We start from the raw sequence: 23491 nt of genomic DNA, 5'->3' as shown, positions 1-23491 counted from the left end.
GGTCAGAACAGCCCGTCGCGATCCAGCAGCGTGGTGCCGTCGCGCGATTCGATCTCGATCACCCACAGGTCGCGGTCGCGGGACCGTTGGCGGGCGATGGCAGCGTCGATGTCACGCTCGGTGCCCCTGTCGGTCGCGACCCAGGGACGGGTGTCGCTGTCCATGTCCCATTCGCGCATCCACAGCGCGGCGGTGCCGTCCAGATGGGCGCATTTCACCGCGATCGCGCCCGCCGTATCGTCACCGCGCGCCAGCACATAGGCGGGGATGGTGGCCTGGGCCAACCGCGCCAGATAGGCCGCGACCCACAGGGACGCGGCCAGGCGCGGCTCAGCCATCGCCGTCGCGGAAGTTCAGGCCGATCTCGTCATAGCGTTCGGCCTCGTTCTCCCAGTTCTCGCGGACGCGGACCTGCAGGAACAGATGGACGCGGCGACCCATGAACTCCTCCAGCTCGACGCGCGCGGCCTGGCCCACGGCCTTGATCGTCTCTCCGCCGCGGCCCAGGACGATGCCCTTGTGGCCCTGGCGGGCGACATAGACGACCTGTTCGACACGAGCGCTGCCGTCGTCCTTCTCCTCCCAGGCCTCGGTCTCTACCGTCAGCTGATAGGGGATCTCCTCGTGCAGGCGCAGGGTCAGCTTCTCGCGGGTGATCTCGGCGGCGATCATGCGCATGGGCAGGTCGGCGATCTGATCCTCGGGGTACAGCCACGGGCTTTCGGGCAGGCTGCGGGCCAGCCAGCCGCGCAGCTGCTGGCAACCATGGCCGCGCATGGCCGAGATCATGAACGTCTCGGTGAAGGGATAGGCCTCGTTCAGCTGCTGGGACAGGGCCAGCAGGGTCTCGGCCTTGACGCGGTCGATCTTGTTGATGATCAGCGCGACGGGCGTCCCCTTGCCCAGGTCGACCAACTGATCCAGGATCGCCTGCGTGCCGTCGGTCAGGCCGCGATGCGCCTCGACCAGGACCAGCACGATGTCGGCGTCCGACGCCCCGCCCCAGGCCGCGGCGACCATGCTGCGGTCCAGCCGGCGGCGCGGGCGGAAGATGCCCGGCGTGTCGACAAAGACGATCTGCGCGGGGCCGTGCATGGCGATGCCGCGAATGCGTGCGCGGGTCGTCTGGACCTTGTGGGTCACGATGCTGACCTTGGCGCCGACCATCTGGTTCAGCAGCGTGGACTTGCCCGCATTGGGCTCTCCGATCAGGGCGACGAAGCCCGCGCGGGTGGGCCCGTCGGGTTGCGCCGCGGGCGGCTGATCGGGGGCGATGTCGTCGTCGGTCATGTCAGTCCTTCCAGCCGATCCAGCAGCGATTGCGCGGCGGCCTGTTCGATGCTGCGCTTGGTGCCCGTGCCGCGGGCCTGCGCGTCGCGGCCGTCTTCCAGCCGCACGGTGATCAGGAAGACCGGCGCATGGTCGGGGCCGCTGCGTTCGGTCTGTTCATAGACGGGGGGCGGCATGCCCTGGGCCTGGGCCCATTCCTGCAGGGCGGTCTTGGCGTCGCGGCTGTCGGCATCGACCCGCGCCAGACGCGGCGCCCAATGGCGCAGCACGACCTGACGGGCCGCATCGAAGCCCGCATCCAGATAGACGGCGGCCAGCACCGCCTCCATCGCATCGGCCAGAAGGGCGTCCTTGCGACGCCCGCCCGACAGCATCTCGGACCGACCCAGCTTCAGCACGTCGCCCAGAGACAGCTCGCGGGCCACCGCGGCGCAGGTCTCTCCGCGCACCAGCGCATTGTAGCGCGGGGCAAGCTGGCCCTCGCTGGCGGCGGTGTCTGCGGTGAACAGTGCCTCGGCCATGACCAGACCCAGGACGCGGTCGCCCAGGAACTCCAGCCGCTGGTTGTCGGGCCGCGTGACGCTGGCGATCGAGCCATGCGTCAGCGCGCGGATCAGCAGTTCGGGCCGCGCGAATTCATGCCCCAGACGGGCCATGAAGGCCCGGATGTCGGCCGAGGGCGTCAATTCACCGCCTTGAAGAAGCGGTCGGACCGCCACGTCCAGAAATACAGCAGCGACCGCCCCGCCGACGAGAACATGATGCGGTCGGCGCGGCCGATCAGGTATTCGGCCGGCACGAAGCCCAGGCCGCCGATCTCGGCCGGGAAACGGCTGTCTTCGGAATTGTCGCGGTTGTCGCCCATGAAGAAGTACTGTCCTTCGGGGACGGTGAAGGTCGGCGTGTCGTCGGCCACCCAGCCATCGACGATGTTCAAGATGTCATGGGTGTTGCCGCCCGGCAGCGTCTCGGTCATGCGTTCGCTGATGCAGTCGCCGCCCTCGGGCACGGGGTCGTTCACGCAGCGCGGGATCAGGCCCTGCGGCCCCTGCTGTTCCTTGACCTCGATGAACTCTCCGGCGGGGGTGACCTGGACCGGCTCTCCGTTCAGCCACAGGCGGCCGCCGCGCATCTGCACGGTGTCGCCCGGCAGGCCGATCACGCGCTTGATGAAATCGACGTTGCGGGTCGGGTGACGGAACACGGCAACGTCGCCGCGCGCCGGTTCGCGTTCCAGGATGCGGCCGCTGATCGGGCACATCGAGAACGGGCAGCTGTGCGCGGAATAGCCATAGGCCATCTTGTTCACGAACAGGAAATCACCGATCAGCAGCGTGTCCTTCATGCTGCCCGACGGGATCCAGAAGGGCTGGAAGAACAGCGTGCGGAAGATGCCCGCGATCACCAGCGCCCAGAAGATCGTCTTGATCGTCTCCCAGATGCCGTCCTTTTTCTCGGGCGCTGCCGTTGCCATTCCGCGTGGTCCTCTTATCCCTCGGGCCGGGGGCCCTGCGTCGGGTGTTCATGGGCCGGGCACAGGGTCAAAGTCAAGCAGGCGCAGGGCCGGGACGCGCCTCGATCACCACGAAGGCCTGCGCCCAGGGGTGGTCGTCGGTCAGCGTGACATGCACGACCGCGTGATGATCGGCGGGCGTCATCGCCGCCAGCCGGTCCGCGGCCCATCCCGTCAGCGCCATGACCGGCTGGCCCGACCGCAGGTTCGTCACCGCCATGTCGCGCCAGCTGATGCCCATGGCAAGACCCGTGCCAAGCGCCTTGGAGCAGGCCTCCTTGGCGGCCCACCGCTTGGCCAGGGTGCCGGCCTCGTCGGCGCGGCGGGCAGCCTTGGCCAGTTCGGTGGGCGTGAAGACCCGGTTGCGGAACCGGTCGCCAAAGCGGTCCAGCGTCCCCTGGATGCGGTCGATGTTGGCCAGGTCCGTGCCGATGCCCAGGATCATGCCGTGCGTCCCGACGGGTCTTTGGACAGGAAAGGGATCACGCCCGCGCCGCGTCCATGCGCGCGCGCATCTCGCGGATCGCGCCCTCCAGCCCCAGGAACACCGATTCCGAGATCAGGAAATGCCCGATGTTCAGTTCGGCCACCTGGGGAATGGCCGCGATGGGACCGACCGTGTCGAAGGTCAGCCCGTGGCCCGCATGGACCTCCAGCCCCAGGTCATGGGCCAGCGCGGCACCCTCGCGCAGGGCGGCCAGTTCGGCATCGCGCTCGGCGTGGCGGCCCTCGGTGTCCAGGTCGCAATAGGCGCCGGTGTGCAGTTCGACCACCGCCGCGCCGATCCGGGCGGCGGCGCGGATCTGGGCGGGTTCGTGACCGATGAACAATGACACCCGACAACCGGCCTCGCGCAGCGGCGCGATGTATCCGGCCAGCGCATTGTCGTTGCCCGCGACATCCAGACCGCCTTCGGTCGTACGCTCCTCGCGCTTCTCGGGGACGATGCAGACGGCATGCGGACGATGGCGCAGGGCGATGGCCTGCATCTCCATCGTGGCGGCCATCTCGAAGTTCAGGGGCTGGGTCAGGTTGGCCATCAGCGCGTCGATGTCGGCGTCGCTGATATGGCGGCGATCCTCGCGCAGATGGGCGGTGATGCCGTCCGCGCCCGCGGCCTGGGCGATCAGCGCGGCCCGCAGCGGGTCGGGCCAGGGCGTGCCCCGCGCGTTGCGGATGGTGGCGACGTGGTCGATGTTGACGCCAAGGCGCAGCATGGGTTCCTCCGGGATCGGGTCGGGCGCAGTCTAGCCGCGTGCCGGGGCGGATGCCAGTTCGGTCGCCACCGCCCACCAGCCGTTGCGCGCAAGGGCCGCAGCCGCGCGCTCCGCGGCGCCGGGGTCGGCAAAGATGCCGAAGCAGGTGGCCCCCGATCCCGACATCCGCGCCAGCCCCGCGCCCTGCCCTTCCAGCGCCCGCAGCACGTCGGCGATGACCGGCGCCGCGGCAATCGCGGGGGGCTGCAGGTCGTTCCGCGTGGTGCCCAGCCAGCCCAGCAGCGCATCGACATCGGCAAAGGCGGGAATGGGCGGCAGAGGCGGATTGTCGCGCGACCGCAGGCCCGCGAAGATCGCCGGGGTGGGCACCGCGATGCCGGGATTGACCAGCACCAGGTGCAGCGGCGGCAGGGCGGGCAGCGGGGTCAGCACCTCTCCGACGCCCTGCATGCGCGCGGGCGTCGAGGCCAGGCAGACCGGCACGTCGGCACCAAGCCGTTCGGTCCCATCGGGCAGCGGATGGCCCATCCGCGCCAGCCCGCGCAGCACCGCCGCCGCATCGGCGGACCCTCCCCCGATGCCCGAGGCGACGGGCAGCGCCTTGGTCAGCCGGATCGCGGCCTGTCCCCCGACCAGACGCGCGGCGCGCAGGCACAGATTGTCGTCGGTTGACAGACCCGCCGCGAAGGGGCCGTCGATGCTCAGGGACAGCGGGCCGGGGGTCAGGGCGATGCTGTCGCCGACCGCCGCAAAGCAGACCAGCGAATCCAGCAGGTGATAGCCGTCAGGCCGCCGACCCGTCACGTGCAGCGCCAGGTTCAGCTTGGCGGGGGCCGCCTCGATGATCATTCGGCCGCGTCGGCCTCGGTCTGCGGGGCCTGGGTGGGGTGGCTGGCGACGGGGCCGTCCTCCTCGTCCATCACCGCGTTCAGGCCGCGATCCAGCTTGGCGCGGATGCGGTCGGCATCGACCTCTCCGCTTTCGCCGGGCTCCAGCGACAGGGCGCGCTGCCACTGGATCTGCGCCTCGCGGTGGCGGCCGACCATCCAGTAGATGTCGCCCAGGTGGTCGTTGACCAGCGGATCGGCGGCCATCGTGGCGATGGACTGCTCCATCGGAGCCACGGCCTCCTGATAGCGGCCAAGCCGGAAATAGGCCCATGCCAGGCTGTCCAGGATATAGCCGTCGCCGGGCGACAGCTCGACCGCGCGCTTGATCATGTCCAGCGCCCGGTCCAGGTTCTGGTTCCGGTCGATCCAGGAATAACCCAGATAGTTCAGCAGGCTGGCCTGATCGGGGCGGATCTCCAACGCGGCCAGCAGGTCGGCCTCGGCGCGGTCGAACTGGCCCGCACGCTCCAGCGAGATGCCGCGCGCGTAAAGCGGGAACCACCGCGCCTCGGGCGGGGCGTCGGCCAGAAGGTCCAGCGCCCGGTCATAGCTTGGGATCGCCTCGGCGTATTTCTCCTGCTGGCGGGTCACGTCGCCAAGCGCGATCCAGGACTGCGCCAGGCCCGGATAGGCCGCGGTCAGCGCCAGGGCCGCACGCTCCGCCTCGGCGGGGCGTTGGGCGCGCGACAGGGCGTCGATGCGCGACAGCTCGGCCTGGGGGCGCATCTCGCCCATGCGCCGGACGGCATCGAACTCGGCCTCGGCCAGGTCGAACTGCTGGCGGTCCTGCAGCAGCTGCGCGGTGGTCAGCCGGGGCTCGGGGTTCTGGGGCGCGATCCAGGACGCCAGGCGCGCATGGATCAGCGCCAGCGGTTCCGGGTCCGGGCTGCTGGACAGGGCCGAGGCAAAGGACAGCAGCAGATGCGCGATTCCGTCCGCCGGGCCGCCCACCACGTCGAAGGGCACCGGCTGCCCCTGTTCCAGGCGCTGGCGCAGGGCCAGCAACTGCGGCTCGGCCTCCAGCCCGTCGATCTGGGACAGCAGCGCCAGCGCCTCGTCGCCGCGATCCAGCTGCGACAGGATCTGGACGCGGGCGGTCAGGCCCATCAGGTGGCCGCTGGCCTCGGACTGCACGATCAGGCGGTTGGCGGCCTCATAGTCGCCCGCCAGCGCCCGGGCCAGCGCCAGGTGATAGTTCACGATGGGGGCCAGGTCCGCATTCGCGGCCATCGCCTCGAACGCCGCGATGGCGTCGGTGGCGCGTCCCGCACCCAGCAGCGCCCAGGCACGGATGGTGCCGTCCATCAGGTCCTGGTCCAGCGGGACGTCCGGCGCATGGGTCGCGTCGATCAGGTCGACCACGCCCTGCCAGTCCTCGGCCCGGACCAGCTGTGCGCGGCGCAGAAGGCCGGCCAGTTCCGTGGGGCGATCCTCGTCGAACAACCGTTCGGCCATGGCCACCGCCTGATCGACATCGCCCGCCGATGCCAGCGCGACCAGCGCGCTGTCCTGCAGATAGACGTCCTGCGGATCCTGCGCCGACGCCATGACGAAATAGCGCGCCGCCGCGCGAAAGTCGTTCTCGACGGTCGCCATGCGGGCGGCAAGATAGGGGCCGGCCAGGCCGCTGATCTGCGCGGGCTGCTGCGGCGGCTTCGGTTCGGGCGGGCCGTCCTGCGCCAGAGCCGGCAGGGCAGCTCCCGTCGTCAGCGCAGCCAGCACGGCAAGACGCAGCAGGGCAGCAAGGGGGCGGGTCTGGGTCAAGGGCGGCACTTCCGGAAATCACATTTGCGTTGTCCGCAAGCCTAGCGGCCGGGGCCAAGGCAGGCAACGCCCCCGCCCCAAGGTTTCATCACATGTTCGAGTAATCACGCATGTTTTGGATTTTGACAGGGTCCCCTGAGGCATATCGCCGGTTGCCGGTGAAGACTGCAGGATGCGCTGTCTGTAGCGCACGGCGGCAAGGGATACCCGCCCGGATCAGTTTGCAATTGTTAGTCGACGTACCGTCACGCTTGCCGAAAACTGAGGCATCGGCAGCAATCCGTGAAAATCGAACCATGTAACGGCATGATTTCGCCGCTTTTGTCCCGGATGTCACCTCTGCCTAGGCGTTTTGCCAAAGTGCATGGTACGATCAGTTAACCAAGATCGAAACGGTCATCTGCTCGCATCCTGGTTTCTGAATGAAACGCTGTGGCCACCTGTCCTTGCAGGGGGTCGGCTATCGAATGGAGGGGTCGGATGATCGCAGCCAATCTTGCCTTTGCCCTAGCCGTGGCCATCGGCGTCATGATGCTGTTCCTGTTCAACGGGTTCGCATATTGGGAATGCCTGACGGCCTATGCGCTCTGCGGAGGATTCTCGGTGCTGGCATTTGCTTGGGCATCGGCATCGCGGACGCCCGTCCGCACAGACCAAAGGTCATGACGGACGGGCACGTTGCCTGACTGGTAACCTATGACACAAGGGAACGACCGGCGACGGGACGACCCTTATCTCTGACAATCGATACGCACGTCTTAGACTTGTGCATATGGTGCAATACGTCAATCTAATATAAGGTTGAATATAAATTAATAGTTCACGCTTAAGTTGTTAATAAAAGTTTTGATATTGCCATAGTGGTCGCGCGCGATCGTTTTCTGAAAACTGTTTAGAGTTTTGATAAGATAGCAAGCGCATCAACATTTTACGCCTTATACGACGGTACACTCCCCACTCTACGCCTCAGTTATCGCCTAGATTAGATTTGCGAACCGAAGCCGCACAGGGGCAGCACGCAGAGCAGTGTGTCGCCTATTGGATCTTCCGATCTCTTTTAACAGGGCCATTGATACAACTCGCCGACAGAATATCGCGTTGTTCTGGCAGATCCGACGCCGTTCCTTAGCTTGCGTTTGTCCCACATGGGACACAGCACAAACCGCGCAGCGCAAGATCGCGTTAAAGTTGCATTAGGGTGTCCGGGTCATACTGAACCTTCGGCTTCCTGATCGGACCGCGTGCTGCCCTGCCCGTCTCGGCCGCCGCCGTCCCTGCGACCATCTGAGGTGAGCATGACCACGACCCCGACCGCCCCTGCCCTTGATCTGTACGAGATCGGCGAACAGCATGACAATGACAGCTGGCTGATCTCGGACTGGGCGGCCGGGCAATCAAGCATCATGCAGTGGTCGGACGACAATGTCCGCGTCGGCGCGGATGGTGCCATCGAACTGGTCCTGGGCCGGTCCCCATCCGGATCGCCCCGTCCCTATCAGGGCGGCGAGATTCAGGGCGCCCAGATCGCCACCACCGGAACATGGGGATGGACCGTGCAGGCCCCCGACATGCAACCGGGCGCGGTATTCGGACTGTTCACCTACAAGGCGGACTGGCAGCATCAGCCTTGGGTTGAATTCGATTTCGAATTCGTGGGGGGCGACACCACGCAGGTCCAGTTGGCCATCCACATGGAGGACGCTGCCGGAAACCATATCACGCTGAATGACGCCGGCCAGCGGCGCGCGGTGATCGACCTAGGCTTTGACGCGGCGGAAGGTTTTCACACCTACGAAGTCACCGTGACCGACCGTTCCGCCGTCTTCTATGTCGATGGGCGTATCGTGGCGCAATTCAGCGCCGCGGACATGCCCGGCGGCATCTGGAACATTGGCCCCATGTCCAGCTATGTCGATCTGTGGGCGGTGGCGCCGGGGCAGGAAGAATGGGCCGGCCGATGGACCGATCCCGGAGAGCCCTTGGTCGCCCGCATTGCCGGGGCAGAGATCAGGCCCGGCGAATACGGCAGTAGCGTTCCCCCCGGCCCCGTGGTCGGCGGGCCGGGTCCGACCCCCGATCCGGTCCCCGGCTTTCCGCTGTTCCCCGCCGATGCCCCTCCGGGCAGCATCATTGGCAGCGCAGGTGCCGATCGCCTGCGCGGGACCGCGGCAAGTGACACGATGTTCGGGCTTTCGGGCAATGATGTCATCGACGGCATGGCGGGCGCCGACAGGATGTACGGCATGGCCGGCGACGACGTCTATCACGTCGACAACGCGGGTGACCGGGTGATCGAAACGGCGAATGGCGGTCGGGACGTCGTGCATGCCGGCGTGTCCCACGCGCTGTCCGCCCATGTCGAGCATCTGGTGATGACCGGTACGGGGCGGGTGACCGGTGTCGGCAACGATCTGGCCAACCGCATGACCGGAAATCGGGCCGATACCATCCTGCGCGGCGCGGGTGGCGCGGACACGATCGCCGGGGGCGGCGGGGCCGACAGCCTTTTCGGCGGGAACGGAAACGACGTCCTGCATGGCGGGGTCGGCGACGACATGCTTTGGGGCGGGGCGGGCAACGACACGATCGATGGTGGCGCGGGAACGGACTGGGTCTCGTTCATGGGTCAGGCGCGGGCCGCGCGGATCGATCTGGCCATGACCGGCGCGCAGGCCACGGGGCACGGGACCGACGTGATCCGCAATGTCGAGAACATTCACGGCGGAATGGGCCGCGACATCCTGATGGGCGACGCCCGGGCGAACGTGATCCGCGGCGGGTTCGGTGCGGACATCCTTCACGGCAGGCAGGGCGATGATCGCCTGGACGGTGGGGCCGGAAACGACAGCCTGAACGGCGGTGCGGGACGCGATCAGCTGTGGGGCGGCGCGGGGGCCGATGTCTTCGTCTTCGGTCACGGTGCCGGGCGCGATGCGGTCATGGATTTTCAGGACGACATCGACACGATCCGCATGATCGACTTCGGGATCGCCAGCTTGGCGCAGGCGCGGGACCATGCCGCACAGATCGGCGCGAACGTCGTATTCGATCTTGGGGACGGTGACGTGCTGACGGTGCGCAACATGACGATCGACGGGCTGGGCAACGACCTGATCTTCGTCTGACCGGGATTGGCCCGTAACGCCCGGCCCACGCGGGGCCAGGCGTCACGGGCGACGGCATGCACCCATCAGGCCGGGTCGGCAATGACCTCCTGGCGCTGCTGGCCCAGCCCCTTGATGCCCAGATCGACGACGTCGCCCGCCCGCAGGAAGCGTTGCGGCCGCATCCCCATCCCCACGCCCGGAGGCGTTCCGGTGGAAATCACGTCGCCCGGATGCAGCGTCATGAACTGGCTGAGGTAGTGGATCAGGAACGGCACCCGATAGACCATCGTCGCCGTCGACCCGTCCTGCATCGTCTGACCGTTCACGCTCAGCCACATCGCCAGATCCTGGGGATCGGCGATCTCGTCCGGGGTGACCAGCCAGGGGCCGATCTGGCCGAAATTGTCGCAGGACTTGCCCTTGGTCCACTGGCCCGCGCGTTCGGTCTGGAACGCCCGTTCGGACACGTCGTTTGTCACGGCAAAGCCCGCGACATGGGACATGGCGTTGGCTTCGTCGACATATTTGGCAGGCTTGCCGATGATGACGGCCAGTTCGACCTCCCAGTCGGTCTTTTCGCTGCCGCGCGGGATGATGATCGGATCGTTCGGACCGCAGATCGCGCTGGTGGCCTTCATGAAGATCACCGGTTCGGGCGGGACCTGCATGCCGGATTCGGCGGCATGGTCGGCATAGTTCAGGCCGATGCAGATGAACTTGCCGGTGCCCGCGACGGGCGGGCCCAGACGCGGATCGCCCTGGACCAGCGGCAGCGTCGCCGGATCAAGGCGCGCCAGGCCGGCCAGTGCATCGGGATGCAGCGCCTGTCCGGACAGGTCCGACACATGCGCCGACAGGTCACGGATCTGGCCGTCCGCGTCGATCAGGCCGGGTTTCTCGGCGCCCGCGGCACCAAAGCGAACAAGTTTCATGTCGTCTTCCTTGGGTCAGAGTGTCCAGCCGCCGTCGATGCAGACGGCTTGGCCCGTGGTATAGGTCGCGCCCGCCAGATACACGGCCAGATCGGCAATTTCCGCCGCATCGGCGATGCGCCCCATGGGCTGGCGCGCGACGAAGGCCGCGCGGGCCGCCACGGCATCGCCCGTCGCGGCAAGGCGGTCGTCCAGGGACGGCGACTGCACCGTGCCGGGGCAGATCGCGTTGCATCGGATGCCGTGGCCCACATGATCGGCGGCGACCGACTTGGTCAGACCCAGGACGGCGGCCTTGGTGGTGGAATAGGCAAAGCGGTTGGGCACCCCCTTGATGGACGAGGCGACCGAGGACATGTTGATGATCGCCCCCCGCCCCCGATCGACCATCCCCGGCAGGACCGCCCGGATCGTGCGCATCATCGATCGCACGTTCAGGTCGAATGCGAATTCCAGGTCGGCCTCGGATGCCTCCAGGATGCCGCCTGCATGCACGACCCCGGCGCAGTTGAACAGCACGTCCACCGGTTCCAGATCGGCAAAGAACGCCGCCACGGCGGCGCCGTCCAGCACGTCCAGGCGCGCGGTGCGGCACCCGTCCAGCGTCGAGAGCCCGTCCATGTTGATGTCGGTGGCGATCACCTCGGCGCCCGCCGCGGCAAAGGCCAGTGCGCTGGCGCGGCCGATCCCCTGGGCCGCCGCGGTGATCACGACGCGCTGTCCCGTCATGGGGGTTGGTATCATTCGCTGTCCTTTCACTTACATCACCGCGCCGATCTGCCAGGGCACGAACTCGACCGCGCCGAACCCCTGCGCCTCGCTTTTCGTCGGGGCACCGGAGGCGACGGCCAGCATCAGGTCGAAGATTTCGTGCCCCTTCTCCTGCAGGGTGGCCCCGGAGAGGATCGCACCGCAATCGACATCCATGTCCGGCTCCATCCGGCGCCACAGGTCGGGGTTCGACGCGATCTTGATGCAGGGCACAGGGCGATAGCCCGACACGCTGCCCCGCCCGGTGGTGAAGGCGATCAGGTTGGCCCCCGACGCGACCTGCCCCGTCACCGAACAGGGGTCATAGCCGGGGCTGTCCATGAAGACGAAACCCGGCCGGTCGATGGGTTCGCCATAGCGATAGACCGCCGACAGCGGCGCGCTGCCCCCCTTGGCCACGGCGCCCAGGCTCTTTTCCAAGATCGTGGTCAGGCCGCCGCGCTTGTTGCCGGGCGAGGGATTGTTGTCCATCTCTCCGAAATTGCGGGCGGTGTAATCCTCCCACCAGTCGATCAGGTCGATCAGCTTGCGGCCGGTCTCGGGATCGGCGCGTCGGGTCAGCAGATGTTCGGCGCCATAGATCTCGGAGGTTTCCGACAGGATCGAGATGCCCCCCTGCGCCACCAGCAGATCAGAGGCGATGCCCAGGGCCGGGTTGGCCGTGATCCCGGAATAGCCGTCCGACCCCCCGCATTGCATGCCCATCACCAGCGCGGATGCCGGGGCGGTCCGGCGCGTGGCACGGTCGGCCTCGGCGGCCAGTTCGCGCAGGATCGCCACGCCCTTGTCGACGGTGGCCCGCGTGCCTCCCGTCTGCTGGATGGTCATATAGCGGAACCGGGCGCTGTCCTTCAGCGCGCGCCGGTCGATCAGGTCGGGGATCTGCATGACCTCGCAGCCCAGGCCCACCATCAGGATGGCGCCGAAATTAGGGTTGTGGCCATAGCCTGCGATGGTGCGGAACAGCGTCTCGTACCCTTCGCCCTTGCCGGACATGCCGCAGCCGGTGCCGTGCACGATGGGCACGATTCCGTCCACGTTGGGGTAATCGGCCAGCCAGCCCTGACGCTCTGCCTCCTCGGCGATGAAGCGGGCGACCGATCCCGCGCAATTGACCGAGGTCAGGATGCCCACATAATTGCGCGTGCCCACCCGCCCCGATGGCCGGTGAAACCCCTGGAAGGACTCCGGCGCATCGGGGGCGGGCAGCGCACCCGCCGCGCTGCCAAAGCCGTGATCCTGCTTGTGCGCCCCCATGCCAAGGTTCTGGACATGGACATGCGCCCCCGCCGCGATGGGCCGGGTGGCGATGCCGATGACCTGACCATATTTCAGGACCGGTTCGCCGGGCGCGATGGGGCGGATAGCGACCTTGTGGCCCGCGGGGATCGCCTCTGTCGCGGCGCATTCGGCATCAAGCGGCGCGCCGGGGGTCAGGGCGATCAGGGCGACCATGATGTTGTCGCGGTCATGCAGGCGGATGGCGGTCGGCGGGGCTTGCGTCACGGGGTCACCAGGATCTTGACGATGTCGTCGCGGTCATCGACCAGCGCGGCAAAACGGTCGGGCAGATCGGCCAGCGGAACGACCTCGGACAGCAGCGCATCGGTGGGGATCAGCCCGTCGCGAATGGCCGCGATGACCCGGTCGAAATCGGGGGCCTGCGCGTTGCGGCTGCCGATGATGCGGGCCTCGCGCTTGTGGAACTCGGCATCCGAAAAGCGGATGTCGCCCTTGACCACGCTGACCAGCACCGTGCTGCCGCCATGGGCCACAATGGGAAAGCCCGCCTCGATGGCCGGTGCGCTGCCGGTCGCGTCGAAGACGACATCGAAGCCCTGCGCCAACTCGCCGGTCAGGATGTCGTCGCCCGGACGGTGCAGCAGGTCGAACCCGCACAGTCGCCGCGCCAGCGCCAGCCGCCGGTCGCTGAGATCCATCAGATGCACCTGGGCCCCGGCCAGTCGCGCGAACAGCGCGGTGCCAAGCCCGATCGGCCCCGCCCCCGTCACCAGCGCCAGATCGCCCGGCCCCACGCCCGAACGCGCGACGGCATGGGCGCCGATGGCCAGGAACTCGACCATCGCGGCCTGATGCACGCTCAGCCCGTCGGCGGGGTACAGGTTGCCCGCCGGAACCGCGATCCGCGCGCACATGCCGCCGTCGCGATGCACGCCCAGCACCGCGATCGCGGCGCAGCAGTTGGGCTTGCCGCGCAGGCAGGCACGGCAGGCCCCGCAGGACAGATAGGGGTTCACCACGACCAGGCGCCCGGCATCCGGTCCGCCGGCCACATGCCCGGACAGCTCGTGCCCGATCACGCGGGGATAATCCAGATAGGGATGCTTGCCCTCGAAGATGTGGTAATCCGTGCCGCAGATGCCGATGGCGGCGATGTCGACAAGCACCCAGCCCTCGGGGGCATGGGTCGGCAGGGGCCGCGTCTCGATGCGGAACCGGCCGGGTTCGACGCAGACGCCGCATGCCATCGTGGTGGCGGATGCGTCCTTCATTGCACCGGCTCCGGCCTGCGGGCGGACCAGTCGGACGGCAGCTCTCCCTTGACGATCAGGCTGAGGACGTCGTCCTTGCTGACATCGCCGATGGCATGGGCGCCCACGACGCGGCCCTTGTTCATCACCACGACCCGGTCGCACAGGTCGAACACGTCATGGATGTCGTGGCTGACCAGGAATATCCCGATCCCGTCGGCCTGCAGCTTGCGGATCAGGTCGGCCACCATCGCCGTCTCGGACGGGCCCAGGGCTGCGGTGGGTTCGTCCATGATCAGCACGCGGGTGTCGAAATAGATCGCACGCGCGATCGCGATCACCTGGCGCTGGCCACCCGACAGGCTGGACACGGGGTCGCGCAGGTTGCGAAAGTTGGGGTTCAGCCGGGCCAGCACCTCGCGCGCGGCGCGCAGCATGGCCGCGTCGTCCAGGTTGCCGAACCGGGTCTTGAGCTCCCGCCCCAGGAACAGGTTGCTGGGCGCGTCCAGATGATTGGCCAGGGCCAGCGTCTGATAGATCGTCTCGATCCCCTTGGCGCGGGCATCGTTGGGTTCGGCAAAGCGGACCGCCGTGCCGTTCACGCGGATCTCTCCGCTGCTGGGGGTCATGGCGCCCGACAGGATGCGCATCAGGCAGGACTTGCCCGCGCCGTTATGCCCCAGAAGGCCCACCACCTCGCCCGGATAGAGGCTGACCGAGACATGATCGACGGCCCGGACGCCGCCGAAATGCTTTTCGATGTCGATCATCTGGACCAGCGGCTGGTCTGACATGGGCATGCCCCTTGCAACGTGTCGGTGATCGGGGACCGCGCGGGCGGTCCCCGGCAGCATCAGTAGAGGACGTTCCTGGCCTCGTCGGACTCGATGTTGGCCTTGTCGACCATCACCACGCCGGTGTTGATGAACGGCTCGACCGTCTCTCCGGCCAGGATGTCCATCACGGTCTGCACGCCCATCTCGCCCATGGCGAACGATCCCTGCACCGCCGTCGCCGTCAGCACGCCGTCGCGCACGAACTGCTGCAGGTCCTCGTTGCCGTCAAAGCCCAGGGCGGTCAGCTGTCCCGCCTTGCCGGCCTGTTCGATCGCGCGCCCCATGCCGACGGCCGTGGGTTCGTTCGCCCCGAAGATGCCGATAAGGTCCGGGTTCGACGCCAGCATGTCGGTGGTCTGGTTCAGCGCGTTGGCCATCTGGCTTTGCGAATAGAGCGGACCCACGATCTCCAGGTCGGAATTCTCCTGCAGGTAGCTGGTGAAGCAGCCGACGCGCCCGATCTCGGACCCGACGCCCGCGACATAGGACATGATCCCCACCTTGCCGGTCGTGCCGGCCTCGTCGATCATGCGCTTGGCCACCTGCTCTCCGGCCGCGCAGTTGTCGGTCGACAGGAAGGCCTGGAACGCGCCTTCTGCGCCCTCGCCCAGGGCGCTGTCGATGATCACGACCGGGATGCCGGATTCGTAGGCGCGCTGCACCACGGGGATCAGCGCCTCGGGGTCGGACGGGGCCAGGACCAGCCCGGCCACGCCGCGGTTGATGGCGTTCTCGACCTGGCTGACCTGATCGGCCACCGCGCTTTCCGCGGCCGGACCGTCAAAGCTCAGCGTATGCTCGGACTGGCCCTCGATCGCGGCCTGGGCGCCCAGGTTCACGTTCTGCCAGAAGTTCGAGTTGGTCGTCTTGACGATGACCGCGATCTCTCCGGCCTGGGCGCCGGCGGCGGTCAGGGCAAGGGCGGATACGGCCAGGCATGTCTTGAGCAGTGTCATCTTGGTTCCTCCTCCGATGATGATGATGCGGGCCTAGCGGCGGTTGCGGACCTGATCGATCCAGACCGCGCCGATGACCACGAAGCCGATGACGATCTGCTGGATGAAGGCGGACACGCCCGACATGTTCAGACCGTTTCGCAGAATGCCGATGATGAACGCACCGATCATCGTGCCCGCGACGGTGCCCACGCCCCCCGACAGGGATGCGCCGCCGATCACCGCCGCCGCGATGGCATCCAGTTCGTACATCACCCCCTCGCTTGGCTGGGCGGTGACCAGGCGCGACATCAGCACGTTGCCCCCCAGCCCCGCCAGCGCGCCCGACATCGTGTAGGCGTACATCTTGGTCCAGTCGACATTCACGCCGGACAGGCGCGCGGCCTCCTCGTTCGACCCGGTGGCATAGATGTGGCGCCCGATCTGGCGGCGGCGCAGCAGATAGGTCGCGACCACCGCCACGACCAGCAGCAGGATGGCCGGATAGGGGATGCCCGGAAAGATCACGCGCGGAAAGCCGTTCGGCTGCATCTCGACCACGCGGAACAGCGCGCCGTTGCCAAGCCGCCCGAAGCCCGCGCCCAGCTGCGAAATCGGCGTGGCCCCGGTCAGCTGCAGCGCCACGCCGCGCGCGATCAGCATCATGCCAAGCGTCGCCACGAAGGGCGGGATCCGCAGCCGGGTGATGACAAGGCCGTTGAACGCCCCGCAGGCGGCGCCGGCCAGGACGCCTGCGCACATCGCGGGCACCACCGGCAGGCCGGCCTTGACCACCATCGCCGACACCACGCCCGACAGCGCCAGCACCGAGCCGACCGAAAGGTCGATCCCGCCGGTGATGATGACCATGGTCAGCCCGATCCCCAGCAGCCCGATGACCGATGTCTGCAACAGCACCGTCAGCCCGTTGTTGACCGACAGGAACGCCGGGCTGGCCATCGCAAAGCCGATGATCAGCAGGACCAGCGTCAGCAGGGCCGATGCACGGTGCAGCTGGTCGCGGGCGATCGTCAGCCGACGCGCCTTGCCGTCGGCCCAGGGCTTGCTTGCGTCCGTCATCGTTCCTCCCCGACCGATTTCGTCCTGATGTCGGCAAAGCATGTGCAGGCACCTTGCACCTGTCAATTGTTTTTAATAATTTAGGACAAGAACCGCCTGACCCGAGGAAACCCCACCATGGCCCGCAGCGACACCCGCTATCGCGAGGCGTACAATCGCCTTCTGGACCACTGCGCGACCCTGACCCCGGGGGCCGACCTGCCCGCCGAGGCCGCGCTGAGCGAGATCGCCGGGGTCAGCCGTACCGTCGTCCGCCGCTGCCTGGCGCGGCTGGCGGAGCTGGGGGTGATCGCGCTGGACGGGCGGGCCAAGCGGGTGCTGCGCATGCCGGACCAGGACGACCGGATCGCCGTGATCCGCGCCGCCGACGGTCTGCAGGCGCTGGAGCAGCGGTTCCTGGACTGGATCCTGCGCTTCGACGTGCCTGCCGAAACGCCGCTGTCGGTGGCCGAGCTGGCGCGGACCTTCGGCGTCACCCAGCATCAGCTGAACGAGTTCCTGGCCGGGCTCAGCCGGTTCAGTCTGGTCGCACGCAGGCCCAAGGGCGGCTGGATGCTGCGCGGCTTCACCAAGGAATTCGCGGTCGAGCTGTCGGACTTTCGACTGGTCCTGGAACTGGACGCGATCGCCAAGCTGGTCGAGGCGCCGGTCGATCACCCCGTCTGGCCACGGCTGGCCACGCTGCGCGTCCAGCACCTGGCCTTGGCGGACCAGATCGACACGCATTTCCACGAGTTCTCCAAGCTGGACGAGGCGTTCCACGAGGCCATCAACGCCGTCGTCCGCAACCGCTTCGTGGCCGAGTTCCAGAAGGTCATCTCGCTGATCTTCCACTATCACTACATGTGGGACAAGACGCAGGAAAAGCAGCGCAACGGCGCCGCGATCCAGGAACACCTGGCGATCATCGACGCGCTGGAGGCCCGCGACGCCGGCCGCGCGCTGGATGCCGCGCGCCAGCACCTGCGCACGTCGAAATCGACGCTGCTGTCATCCCTGCGCCATCACGACCTGGGTTAGCGCAGGACCTCCAGGTTGCGGCGCAAGGTCGCCGGATTGGCCGTGCCCAGCAGCACCGCCGCCGCCGCGGGATGGTCGCGCGCGAAATGCAACGCCGCGGTCGCAAGCGGCATCCCCTGCGCGGCGGCCTGATCCTGCAGGGCAGCCACACGGTCCAGCACCTGCTGCGGGGCGGGGCCGTAATCATAGGTCGCGCCAGCCACGGGCCCGGTCGCCAGGATGCCGGAGTTGAAGATCCCGCCCAGCACCAGACTGGTCCCGGCCACGCGACAGCGCGGCACCAAAGCGTCCTCGGCCGAACGGTCCAGCAGGGTCAGCCGCCCCGCCAGCAGGATCACGTCCAGGGGCCCGTGATCCATCACCCGCAGGCAGATCTCGGTTTCGTTGACGCCAAGACCGAATGCGCCGATGCGGCCGGCCTCCTTCAGCCGGACCAGTCGTTCATACCCGGACCCCAGGAACGCCTGCAGATGCCGGTCGTTGTCGGTGCCATGGGTATAGGTGCCCAGATCGTGGACATAGACGATGTCGACCCGCGCGACGCCAAGCCGGTCCAGGCTCTGCTCCAGGCTCTCCTCGATCCCGTCACCGGAATAGTCGTAATGCACGTCGTTCTGCGCGGGGCGGACATAGCTGTCGGCCTCGGGGATCGGCGCGGCGGCTGGGGTCAGGACGCGCCCGACCTTGGTCGACAGAACGGCCCCCGTCCTGCTCGTCAGGAACCGCCCCAACCGCTGTTCGGACAGGCCGCGCCCGTAATGGGGCGCCGTGTCGAAATAGCGGATCCCCGCATCCCATGCCGCCTGCAGAACCTGCTGCGCGTCCTCCTCCGCGACCTCGCGATACAGGTTGCCGATGCTGGCACAGCCGAACGCGATGGGGGTGATCTCCACCCCTGTCCGGCCGATCCTGATGGTCTTCATGCCGCCTCCTGTCCCCCCGGGTCGGGCGTTGACACGCCACGACCGCCTCCATACGGTTTATTATGATTAGAGACACAACCCGGCAAGGACATTCCCGTGATCATCGACGCCCATCAGCATTTCTGGCGGATCGCCCGGGGCGATTACGGCTGGATGACCGATCAGGTTGCACCCATCCGGCGGGACATCCTGCCTGCGGATCTGGAACCCTTGGCGCGGGCGTCCGGGGTCACCGGCACGGTGCTGGTCCAGGCCGCCCCCACGCTGGACGAGACGCTGTTCCTGCTGGGGCTGGCCGACCGGTCGCCGCTGATCCGCGGCGTCGTCGGGTGGATCGACCTGACCGTCGATGTGGCCGCCCAGCTGTCGCGAATCGCCCACCCTGCGCTGCGCGGCATCCGCCCGATGCTGCAGGATATCGACGACACCCGGTGGATCCTGCAGGACGGCGTGATCGACGCCCTGCGGCAGGTCGCGGGGGCCGGGCTGCGGCTGGATGCGCTGATCACGCCCCGCCACCTGCCCGTCATCGAGGAATTGGCCGGGCGGGTGCCGTCCCTGCCCATCGTGATTGATCACTGCGCCAAGCCCGTCTTTGACGGCACGGACGCCGGACCGGACTGGCGCCGGGGCATCGACGCCCTGGCCGCCCACCCGCAGGTGGTCTGCAAGCTGTCGGGGCTGGCCAACGAATTCGGGCCCGGCTGGTCCGCAGACACCCTGCGCCCGGTCTTCGACCATGTCCTGCAGGCCTTCCGCCCCGAACGGCTGATGTGGGGCAGCGACTGGCCGGTGCTGGAGCTTGCGGGCACCTATGCCGATTGGCTGCAGGTCGCGCAGACCCTGTGCGCGGCCCTGTCCGATACCGATCGAGCGCAGGTCTTTGGGCAGACGGCCATCCGCTTCTATGACCTTGACGCGAAGGAACAGCGCCCATGAAACGCATGGCCCATGTCATCGGGATCGATCCGGACCGGATCGACGAATACACCCGCCTGCATGCCGATGTCTGGCCCGCGGTGCTGGACCGGCTGTCGCGGTCGCATATCACCAACTATTCGATCTTCCTGCGCCGGCCAGAGAACCTGCTGTTCAGCTATTGGGAATATCGCGGCACCGATTTCGCGGCGGATGATGCGGCCATTGCCGCCGATCCGGTGACGCGCGACTGGTGGGCGCTGTGCGGCCCGATGCAGCGCCCGTTGGACACGCGGGCTCCTGGTGAATGGTGGGCGGGCCTGACCGAGGTGTTCCATTCGGACTAGGCCGCGCCTGCCGGGTCACCCGTCGATCAGACCGACAAGGATCTCCTTGATCTGCCGGGTGCAGGCCTCCTCGTCCCCATCCTGGGCCAGGGTGCGGGCTTCGCCCAGGCGGGCACGCGCCTCGATCAGCTCCTCGCCACCGTCCCCGGCCTCGTCGGCCTCCTCGACCGCCGCGGCGGCGTCGTCCTGATAGGGCACGGGTTCCTCTGCCGTCTCCTCGGTCACGGCCTGGGCCTCGCGGGCGCCCGCGACCCCCTGCCCGCCTGTCGAGGCCGAGATGGCCAGCCGCGACGCATCGTCCAGCGCCTCTTCGAGGAAGGTGATCCGGTCGGCGCAATCCGCCAGCGCCGGACCGGCCAAGACAGCAAGGCCGCCGGCCAGAAGCATCTGTTTCAGGGTCATGGACATGTCCTCAGCTGCGAAGTTGATCGGCCACCGGCAGGCGGCGGATGCGGGTGCCCGTCGCGGCAAAGATCGCGTTGACGATGGCCGGGGCGACGGGCGGCAGGCCCGGTTCCCCGACGCCCCCCAAAGGCTGGTCATAGCCACCCGAAGACACGAGATGCACGTTGATCTCCCGCGGCGCGGTCTCCATGCGGGGGATCAGGTAGGTATCAAAATTGTCCTGCTGCGCACGCCCGTCCTGGAAGGTGATCTCGGCCGTCAGGGCCTGCCCCGCGCCCATGATGACCGCCCCCTCCATCTGAGAGCGGATGCGGTCGGGATTGACATGCGCGCCGCAGTCGATGGCGATCTCGACGCGCGGAATGCGCACCGCGCCGTCCACGACCTCGACCTCGGCCGCCACGGCGACATGGCTGACAAAGCTGTAATGCGCGGCGATGCCCAGGCCGCTGCCGGCGGGCATCTGGCGACCCCATCCGATCGCCTCGGCCACGGTTTCGGTGACCGCCCGCAGCCGTCCGGTGTCGATGGGATAGCGCGCCGGGTCCTCGCCATAGTTCCAGACATCGCCGATCTCGCTTGGGTCGATGAGGCGGGCGGGGCCGATCGTCTCCAGCAGGTATTCCAGCGGATCGCGGCCTGCCGCGGTTGCCAGTTCTGCGATGAAGGACTGGATCGCGAAGGCGTGCGGGATGTTGGACACCGATCGGTACCAGCCGATGCGCACATGGGCCGGGGCCTGCGGGTTCTCGGCCCGGACGTTGGGGATGTCCAGGGGCATGTTGGTCAGCCCCATGCCCAACTCGAACGGCAGCTTCTCCTTGGGGTCGGGGGCAAAGATCGACCCGATCGTGGGGGCGGCGGTGCGGTGCAGCCAGGCCACGGCCTTGCCCTGTGCGTCCAGCCCCGCCTCCAGCCGCTCGACCGAGACGGTGTGGTAATAGCTGTGGTGCAGGTCGTCCTCGCGCGTCCAGGTCAGCTTGACCGGGGCGCCCATCTCGCGGCTGAGGATCGCGGCCTCCAGCACGAAGTCGGGCTTGGACTTGCGGCCGAAACCACCGCCCAGCAGGGTGACGTTGACGGTCACGTCCTCCTCGGGCAGTTCCATCCGCTGCGCCAGGCGCAGACGGGTGACCTGCGGCGCCTGCACGCAGGCCCAGACTTCGCAGGACCCGTCGCGCACATCGGCCACGGCGGCGGGCGGCTCCATCGGGGCCTGCGCCAGGTGGGGGATATAGTATTCGGCGACCACGCGGGTCTCTGCCTCGGCCAGGGCCGCGTCGACGTCGCCCCGGTTCAGGATCAGCTTGCCGTCGCCGGTCTGCACCGCCGCCTCAAGCTCTGCCCTGAAGTCATCCGAGGAATAGGCCGCATGCGGCCCGTCCTCCCATTCGATGACCAGCGCTTCGCGCCCCTTGATGGCGGCCCAGGTGTTGCGGGCAATGACCGCGACACCGCCAAGCGGCTGGAATTCCGCGGGGATGGCGGGCGGGTCCAGCCGCACGATGCGCTCGACCCCGGGCACCTGCAGGGCGGCGCTGTCGTCCAGGCTGGCCACACTGCCGCCAAAGACCGGCGGGCGGGCGATGACGGCATACAGCATCCCTTCGCGGCGCACGTCGATCCCATAGGTCGTGGTGCCGCGGGTGATGTCGTCATTGTCGACCAGCCCGATATCGGCCTTGCCGACGTAACGGAACGTCGCGGGGTCCTTCAGGCGCAGGCCGTCGCGGTCGGGAACCGGCAGGGCAGCGGCGGCGGCGGCCAGTTCGCCAAAGCCCATCGTGCGGTCCGATCCGGCATGACGTACGACATGCCCCTCGGCGCGCACTTCGGACAAGGGCACGTCCCACGCTTCTGCCGCCGCCTGCTCCAGCATGGTCCGCGCCGAGGCCCCGGCACGGCGCATCGGGCCGAAGAAATGCCGCAGGCTGCGCGAGCCGTCGGTGTCCTGGTTGCCATAGCGCGGCTCGTTGCCCGGGGCCTGGGTCACGCGGACCATGTCCCAGTCGGCCTCCAGCTCGTCCGCCACGACCATCGCGATCGAGGTGCGCACACCCTGCCCCATCTCGGAACGGTGGACAGTGACGGTGACGATACCGTCCTCGGCGATCGAGACGAAGACGTTCGGATCGTCACGCCAGCCGTTGGGCATCGCGTCGGCGCCGAACTGAACCGGCGCGTCCTGCGCGCGGCCCGGGCGGGGCAGTCCGATCGCAAGGACCAAGCTGCCGGCCCCCATGCCCAACAGCAGGGACCGGCGGCTGACATTGGCGATGCGGAGGGATTCGGGGACGCGGTTCGACATCATTCGGTCCTCGCTTCGGCGGCCTGCTTGATGGCGGCACGGATGCGCGGATAGGTACCGCAGCGGCACAGGTTCGCGCTCATCACCGTGTCGATGTCCTCGTCGGTTAGGTCGGGGGTGGAATCCACCAGCGCCGCGGCCTGCATGATCTGCCCCGCCTGGCAATAACCGCATTGCGACACGTTCAGGTCACGCCAGGCGACCTGCACGGGGTGGTCGCCGTTCTCGGCCAGACCTTCGATCGTGCGGACGTCCGACCCGTCCGCGATCGAGATGGGGGTGATGCAGGCAAAGGTCGGATAGCCGTCCAGATGGATCGTGCAGGCACCGCATTGGGCAATGCCGCAGCCGAACTTGGTGCCGGTCAGTCCCAATTCGTCGCGCAGGTACCACAGCAGCGGCATTTCGGGATCGCCATCGAAACTGTGTTCCGTCCCGTTCACGGTCAGGGTGATCATGATGGCTTCCTCGCTTTCGGATCAGGGCCGGTCGGCGTCGTGCGCGCATGTGACCGTCAAGGGCAACGCCCTTCGGTAAACTGGGTTCCCGAAAAATCGCGCGTCAGTTGCCGGCATGGTCCGGAAAGGCATTGAGCCCGGTCCAGGCACCGGTCCCGTGCCAGGACCATCCTTTATCAGGTGGAGCTGTCCGCGGCGACGGATTAGGCGTGACGATCAGACTGCGCCTTTGGCGCTTGACGACCGGCACCCGGTCGGGACAGGAATCCGCCTTGTGTCCGGGGC

General features: G+C 67.8%; 24 protein-coding genes. 5 read left to right on the top strand and 19 right to left on the bottom strand.

Annotation, left to right across the window (positions count from 1 at the left end; translation table 11 throughout):
- Positions 1-2: 2 nt before the first annotated feature.
- The 8 genes from EOJ32_RS04080 to EOJ32_RS04045 all read right to left on the bottom strand — a co-directional run bounded on the left by EOJ32_RS04080 (position 3) and on the right by EOJ32_RS04045 (position 6674).
- The gene (locus tag EOJ32_RS04080; protein WP_127897783.1) at positions 3-338 is read right to left on the bottom strand and encodes a DUF1491 family protein; all 336 of its coding nucleotides are present in this window, start codon (positions 336-338) and stop codon (positions 3-5) included.
- Complete coding sequence (era, locus tag EOJ32_RS04075; protein WP_045981023.1) at positions 331-1290, bottom strand: GTPase Era; 960 nt, start codon at positions 1288-1290, stop codon at positions 331-333. The genes EOJ32_RS04080 and era overlap by 8 nt, the downstream gene beginning before the upstream one ends.
- Positions 1287-1976 (bottom strand): ribonuclease III, encoded by a 690-nt coding sequence (rnc, locus tag EOJ32_RS04070; protein ID WP_127897782.1) that lies wholly within the window; start codon positions 1974-1976, stop codon positions 1287-1289. The genes era and rnc overlap by 4 nt, the downstream gene beginning before the upstream one ends.
- The gene (gene lepB, locus EOJ32_RS04065; protein WP_045981024.1) at positions 1973-2764 is read right to left on the bottom strand and encodes a signal peptidase I; all 792 of its coding nucleotides are present in this window, start codon (positions 2762-2764) and stop codon (positions 1973-1975) included. The genes rnc and lepB overlap by 4 nt, the downstream gene beginning before the upstream one ends.
- Before the next feature lie 73 nt (positions 2765-2837).
- A complete protein-coding gene (gene acpS / locus EOJ32_RS04060; protein ID WP_045981025.1) occupies positions 2838-3248 on the bottom strand; it encodes a holo-ACP synthase in 411 nt (136 codons plus the stop codon).
- Between the two features lie 37 nt (positions 3249-3285).
- Positions 3286-4020: a pyridoxine 5'-phosphate synthase gene (locus EOJ32_RS04055; protein ID WP_045981026.1), complete on the bottom strand. Its 735-nt coding sequence runs from the start codon at positions 4018-4020 to the stop codon at positions 3286-3288.
- Between the two features lie 30 nt (positions 4021-4050).
- A complete protein-coding gene (locus tag EOJ32_RS04050) occupies positions 4051-4869 on the bottom strand; it encodes a 4-(cytidine 5'-diphospho)-2-C-methyl-D-erythritol kinase (RefSeq protein WP_127897781.1) in 819 nt (272 codons plus the stop codon).
- Positions 4866-6674 carry a tetratricopeptide repeat protein gene (locus EOJ32_RS04045; RefSeq protein WP_240542488.1) on the bottom strand — a complete coding sequence of 603 codons (1809 nt, stop codon included), beginning with the start codon at positions 6672-6674 and terminating at the stop codon, positions 4866-4868. Before EOJ32_RS04045 ends, EOJ32_RS04050 begins: the two co-directional genes overlap by 4 nt.
- Positions 6675-7154: 480 nt before the next feature.
- On the opposite strand from EOJ32_RS04045, the gene EOJ32_RS04040 reads away from it, so the two are divergent.
- A complete protein-coding gene (locus EOJ32_RS04040; protein WP_046000793.1) occupies positions 7155-7340 on the top strand; it encodes a hypothetical protein in 186 nt (61 codons plus the stop codon).
- A gap of 629 nt (positions 7341-7969) precedes the next feature.
- Positions 7970-9799, top strand: a complete 1830-nt coding sequence (locus EOJ32_RS04035) for a family 16 glycosylhydrolase (protein ID WP_127897780.1) — start codon at positions 7970-7972, stop codon at positions 9797-9799.
- Positions 9800-9864: 65 nt separating this feature from the next.
- Here EOJ32_RS04035 and EOJ32_RS04030 read toward each other — a convergent pair whose 3' ends face one another.
- Genes EOJ32_RS04030 through EOJ32_RS04000 form a run of 7 tightly spaced genes read right to left on the bottom strand, consistent with a single transcriptional unit; the run spans position 9865 to position 16827 of the window.
- Positions 9865-10713: a fumarylacetoacetate hydrolase family protein gene (locus tag EOJ32_RS04030; RefSeq protein WP_127897779.1), complete on the bottom strand. Its 849-nt coding sequence runs from the start codon at positions 10711-10713 to the stop codon at positions 9865-9867.
- A 15-nt stretch (positions 10714-10728) separates the two neighbouring features.
- A complete protein-coding gene (locus EOJ32_RS04025) occupies positions 10729-11442 on the bottom strand; it encodes an SDR family oxidoreductase (RefSeq protein ID WP_205963199.1) in 714 nt (237 codons plus the stop codon).
- Positions 11443-11472: 30 nt separating this feature from the next.
- Positions 11473-12939, bottom strand: a complete 1467-nt coding sequence (locus EOJ32_RS04020) for a UxaA family hydrolase (RefSeq protein WP_127899277.1) — start codon at positions 12937-12939, stop codon at positions 11473-11475.
- 47 nt (positions 12940-12986) lie between these two features.
- Entirely contained in the window at positions 12987-13997 is a 1011-nt protein-coding gene (locus tag EOJ32_RS04015; RefSeq protein WP_205963178.1) for a zinc-binding alcohol dehydrogenase family protein, read from the bottom strand.
- Entirely contained in the window at positions 13994-14770 is a 777-nt protein-coding gene (locus EOJ32_RS04010; RefSeq protein WP_205963177.1) for an ATP-binding cassette domain-containing protein, read from the bottom strand. Before EOJ32_RS04010 ends, EOJ32_RS04015 begins: the two co-directional genes overlap by 4 nt.
- Positions 14771-14829: 59 nt before the next feature.
- Complete coding sequence (locus EOJ32_RS04005; protein ID WP_127897777.1) at positions 14830-15768, bottom strand: ABC transporter substrate-binding protein; 939 nt, start codon at positions 15766-15768, stop codon at positions 14830-14832.
- Positions 15769-15801: 33 nt separating this feature from the next.
- The gene (locus EOJ32_RS04000; protein ID WP_127897776.1) at positions 15802-16827 is read right to left on the bottom strand and encodes an ABC transporter permease; all 1026 of its coding nucleotides are present in this window, start codon (positions 16825-16827) and stop codon (positions 15802-15804) included.
- A 117-nt stretch (positions 16828-16944) separates the two neighbouring features.
- Between EOJ32_RS04000 and EOJ32_RS03995 the strand changes: the two genes are divergently transcribed.
- A complete protein-coding gene (locus EOJ32_RS03995) occupies positions 16945-17847 on the top strand; it encodes a GntR family transcriptional regulator (protein ID WP_127897775.1) in 903 nt (300 codons plus the stop codon).
- On the opposite strand, the gene EOJ32_RS03990 is transcribed toward EOJ32_RS03995, so the two are convergent.
- Positions 17844-18770 carry an aldo/keto reductase gene (locus tag EOJ32_RS03990; protein WP_127897774.1) on the bottom strand — a complete coding sequence of 309 codons (927 nt, stop codon included), beginning with the start codon at positions 18768-18770 and terminating at the stop codon, positions 17844-17846. The two genes, EOJ32_RS03995 and EOJ32_RS03990, sit on opposite strands and share 4 nt — an antisense overlap.
- A 96-nt stretch (positions 18771-18866) precedes the next feature.
- Between EOJ32_RS03990 and EOJ32_RS03985 the strand changes: the two genes are divergently transcribed.
- Both EOJ32_RS03985 and EOJ32_RS03980 read left to right on the top strand, forming a co-directional pair.
- Positions 18867-19709 carry an amidohydrolase gene (locus EOJ32_RS03985; protein WP_127897773.1) on the top strand — a complete coding sequence of 281 codons (843 nt, stop codon included), beginning with the start codon at positions 18867-18869 and terminating at the stop codon, positions 19707-19709.
- Positions 19706-20035 (top strand): L-rhamnose mutarotase, encoded by a 330-nt coding sequence (locus EOJ32_RS03980; protein ID WP_127897772.1) that lies wholly within the window; start codon positions 19706-19708, stop codon positions 20033-20035. The genes EOJ32_RS03985 and EOJ32_RS03980 overlap by 4 nt, the downstream gene beginning before the upstream one ends.
- Positions 20036-20050: 15 nt before the next feature.
- Here the strand turns inward: EOJ32_RS03980 and EOJ32_RS03975 are convergent, their stop codons facing one another.
- Genes EOJ32_RS03975 through EOJ32_RS03965 form a run of 3 tightly spaced genes read right to left on the bottom strand, consistent with a single transcriptional unit; the run spans position 20051 to position 23206 of the window.
- Positions 20051-20437 carry a hypothetical protein gene (locus EOJ32_RS03975; protein ID WP_127897771.1) on the bottom strand — a complete coding sequence of 129 codons (387 nt, stop codon included), beginning with the start codon at positions 20435-20437 and terminating at the stop codon, positions 20051-20053.
- A gap of 10 nt (positions 20438-20447) precedes the next feature.
- On the bottom strand, positions 20448-22751 hold the full coding sequence (locus EOJ32_RS03970) for a molybdopterin cofactor-binding domain-containing protein (RefSeq protein WP_127897770.1): 2304 nt from the start codon (positions 22749-22751) through the stop codon (positions 20448-20450).
- On the bottom strand, positions 22748-23206 hold the full coding sequence (locus tag EOJ32_RS03965; RefSeq protein WP_045983882.1) for a (2Fe-2S)-binding protein: 459 nt from the start codon (positions 23204-23206) through the stop codon (positions 22748-22750). The genes EOJ32_RS03970 and EOJ32_RS03965 overlap by 4 nt, the downstream gene beginning before the upstream one ends.
- Positions 23207-23491 lie beyond the last annotated feature (285 nt).

The organism is Paracoccus sp. Arc7-R13 (assembly GCF_004010775.1).
Classification (GTDB): Bacteria; Pseudomonadota; Alphaproteobacteria; order Rhodobacterales; family Rhodobacteraceae; genus Paracoccus; species Paracoccus marcusii.
Note: the sequence above shows the minus strand (reverse complement) of the source record. Positions and strands in the feature narration are given on the sequence as shown.

Bases quoted from the DNA above. Each gene is read 5' to 3' on its own strand.
- EOJ32_RS04080 (WP_127897783.1), bottom strand. From the start codon at position 338: ATGGCTGAGCCGCGCCTGGCCGCGTCCCTGTGGGTCGCGGCCTATCTG.
- era (WP_045981023.1), bottom strand. From the start codon at position 1,290: ATGACCGACGACGACATCGCCCCCGATCAGCCGCCCGCGGCGCAACCC.
- lepB (WP_045981024.1), bottom strand. From the start codon at position 2,764: ATGGCAACGGCAGCGCCCGAGAAAAAGGACGGCATCTGGGAGACGATC.
- acpS (WP_045981025.1), bottom strand. From the start codon at position 3,248: ATGATCCTGGGCATCGGCACGGACCTGGCCAACATCGACCGCATCCAG.
- EOJ32_RS04055 (WP_045981026.1), bottom strand. From the start codon at position 4,020: ATGCTGCGCCTTGGCGTCAACATCGACCACGTCGCCACCATCCGCAAC.
- EOJ32_RS04050 (WP_127897781.1), bottom strand. From the start codon at position 4,869: ATGATCATCGAGGCGGCCCCCGCCAAGCTGAACCTGGCGCTGCACGTG.
- EOJ32_RS04040 (WP_046000793.1), top strand. From the start codon at position 7,155: ATGATCGCAGCCAATCTTGCCTTTGCCCTAGCCGTGGCCATCGGCGTC.
- EOJ32_RS04035 (WP_127897780.1), top strand. From the start codon at position 7,970: ATGACCACGACCCCGACCGCCCCTGCCCTTGATCTGTACGAGATCGGC.
- EOJ32_RS04030 (WP_127897779.1), bottom strand. From the start codon at position 10,713: ATGAAACTTGTTCGCTTTGGTGCCGCGGGCGCCGAGAAACCCGGCCTG.
- EOJ32_RS04025 (WP_205963199.1), bottom strand. From the start codon at position 11,442: ATGACGGGACAGCGCGTCGTGATCACCGCGGCGGCCCAGGGGATCGGC.
- EOJ32_RS04020 (WP_127899277.1), bottom strand. From the start codon at position 12,939: ATGGTCGCCCTGATCGCCCTGACCCCCGGCGCGCCGCTTGATGCCGAA.
- EOJ32_RS04015 (WP_205963178.1), bottom strand. From the start codon at position 13,997: ATGAAGGACGCATCCGCCACCACGATGGCATGCGGCGTCTGCGTCGAA.
- EOJ32_RS04010 (WP_205963177.1), bottom strand. From the start codon at position 14,770: ATGTCAGACCAGCCGCTGGTCCAGATGATCGACATCGAAAAGCATTTC.
- EOJ32_RS04005 (WP_127897777.1), bottom strand. From the start codon at position 15,768: ATGACACTGCTCAAGACATGCCTGGCCGTATCCGCCCTTGCCCTGACC.
- EOJ32_RS04000 (WP_127897776.1), bottom strand. From the start codon at position 16,827: ATGACGGACGCAAGCAAGCCCTGGGCCGACGGCAAGGCGCGTCGGCTG.
- EOJ32_RS03995 (WP_127897775.1), top strand. From the start codon at position 16,945: ATGGCCCGCAGCGACACCCGCTATCGCGAGGCGTACAATCGCCTTCTG.
- EOJ32_RS03990 (WP_127897774.1), bottom strand. From the start codon at position 18,770: ATGAAGACCATCAGGATCGGCCGGACAGGGGTGGAGATCACCCCCATC.
- EOJ32_RS03980 (WP_127897772.1), top strand. From the start codon at position 19,706: ATGAAACGCATGGCCCATGTCATCGGGATCGATCCGGACCGGATCGAC.
- EOJ32_RS03975 (WP_127897771.1), bottom strand. From the start codon at position 20,437: ATGACCCTGAAACAGATGCTTCTGGCCGGCGGCCTTGCTGTCTTGGCC.
- EOJ32_RS03970 (WP_127897770.1), bottom strand. From the start codon at position 22,751: ATGATGTCGAACCGCGTCCCCGAATCCCTCCGCATCGCCAATGTCAGC.
- EOJ32_RS03965 (WP_045983882.1), bottom strand. From the start codon at position 23,206: ATGATCACCCTGACCGTGAACGGGACGGAACACAGTTTCGATGGCGAT.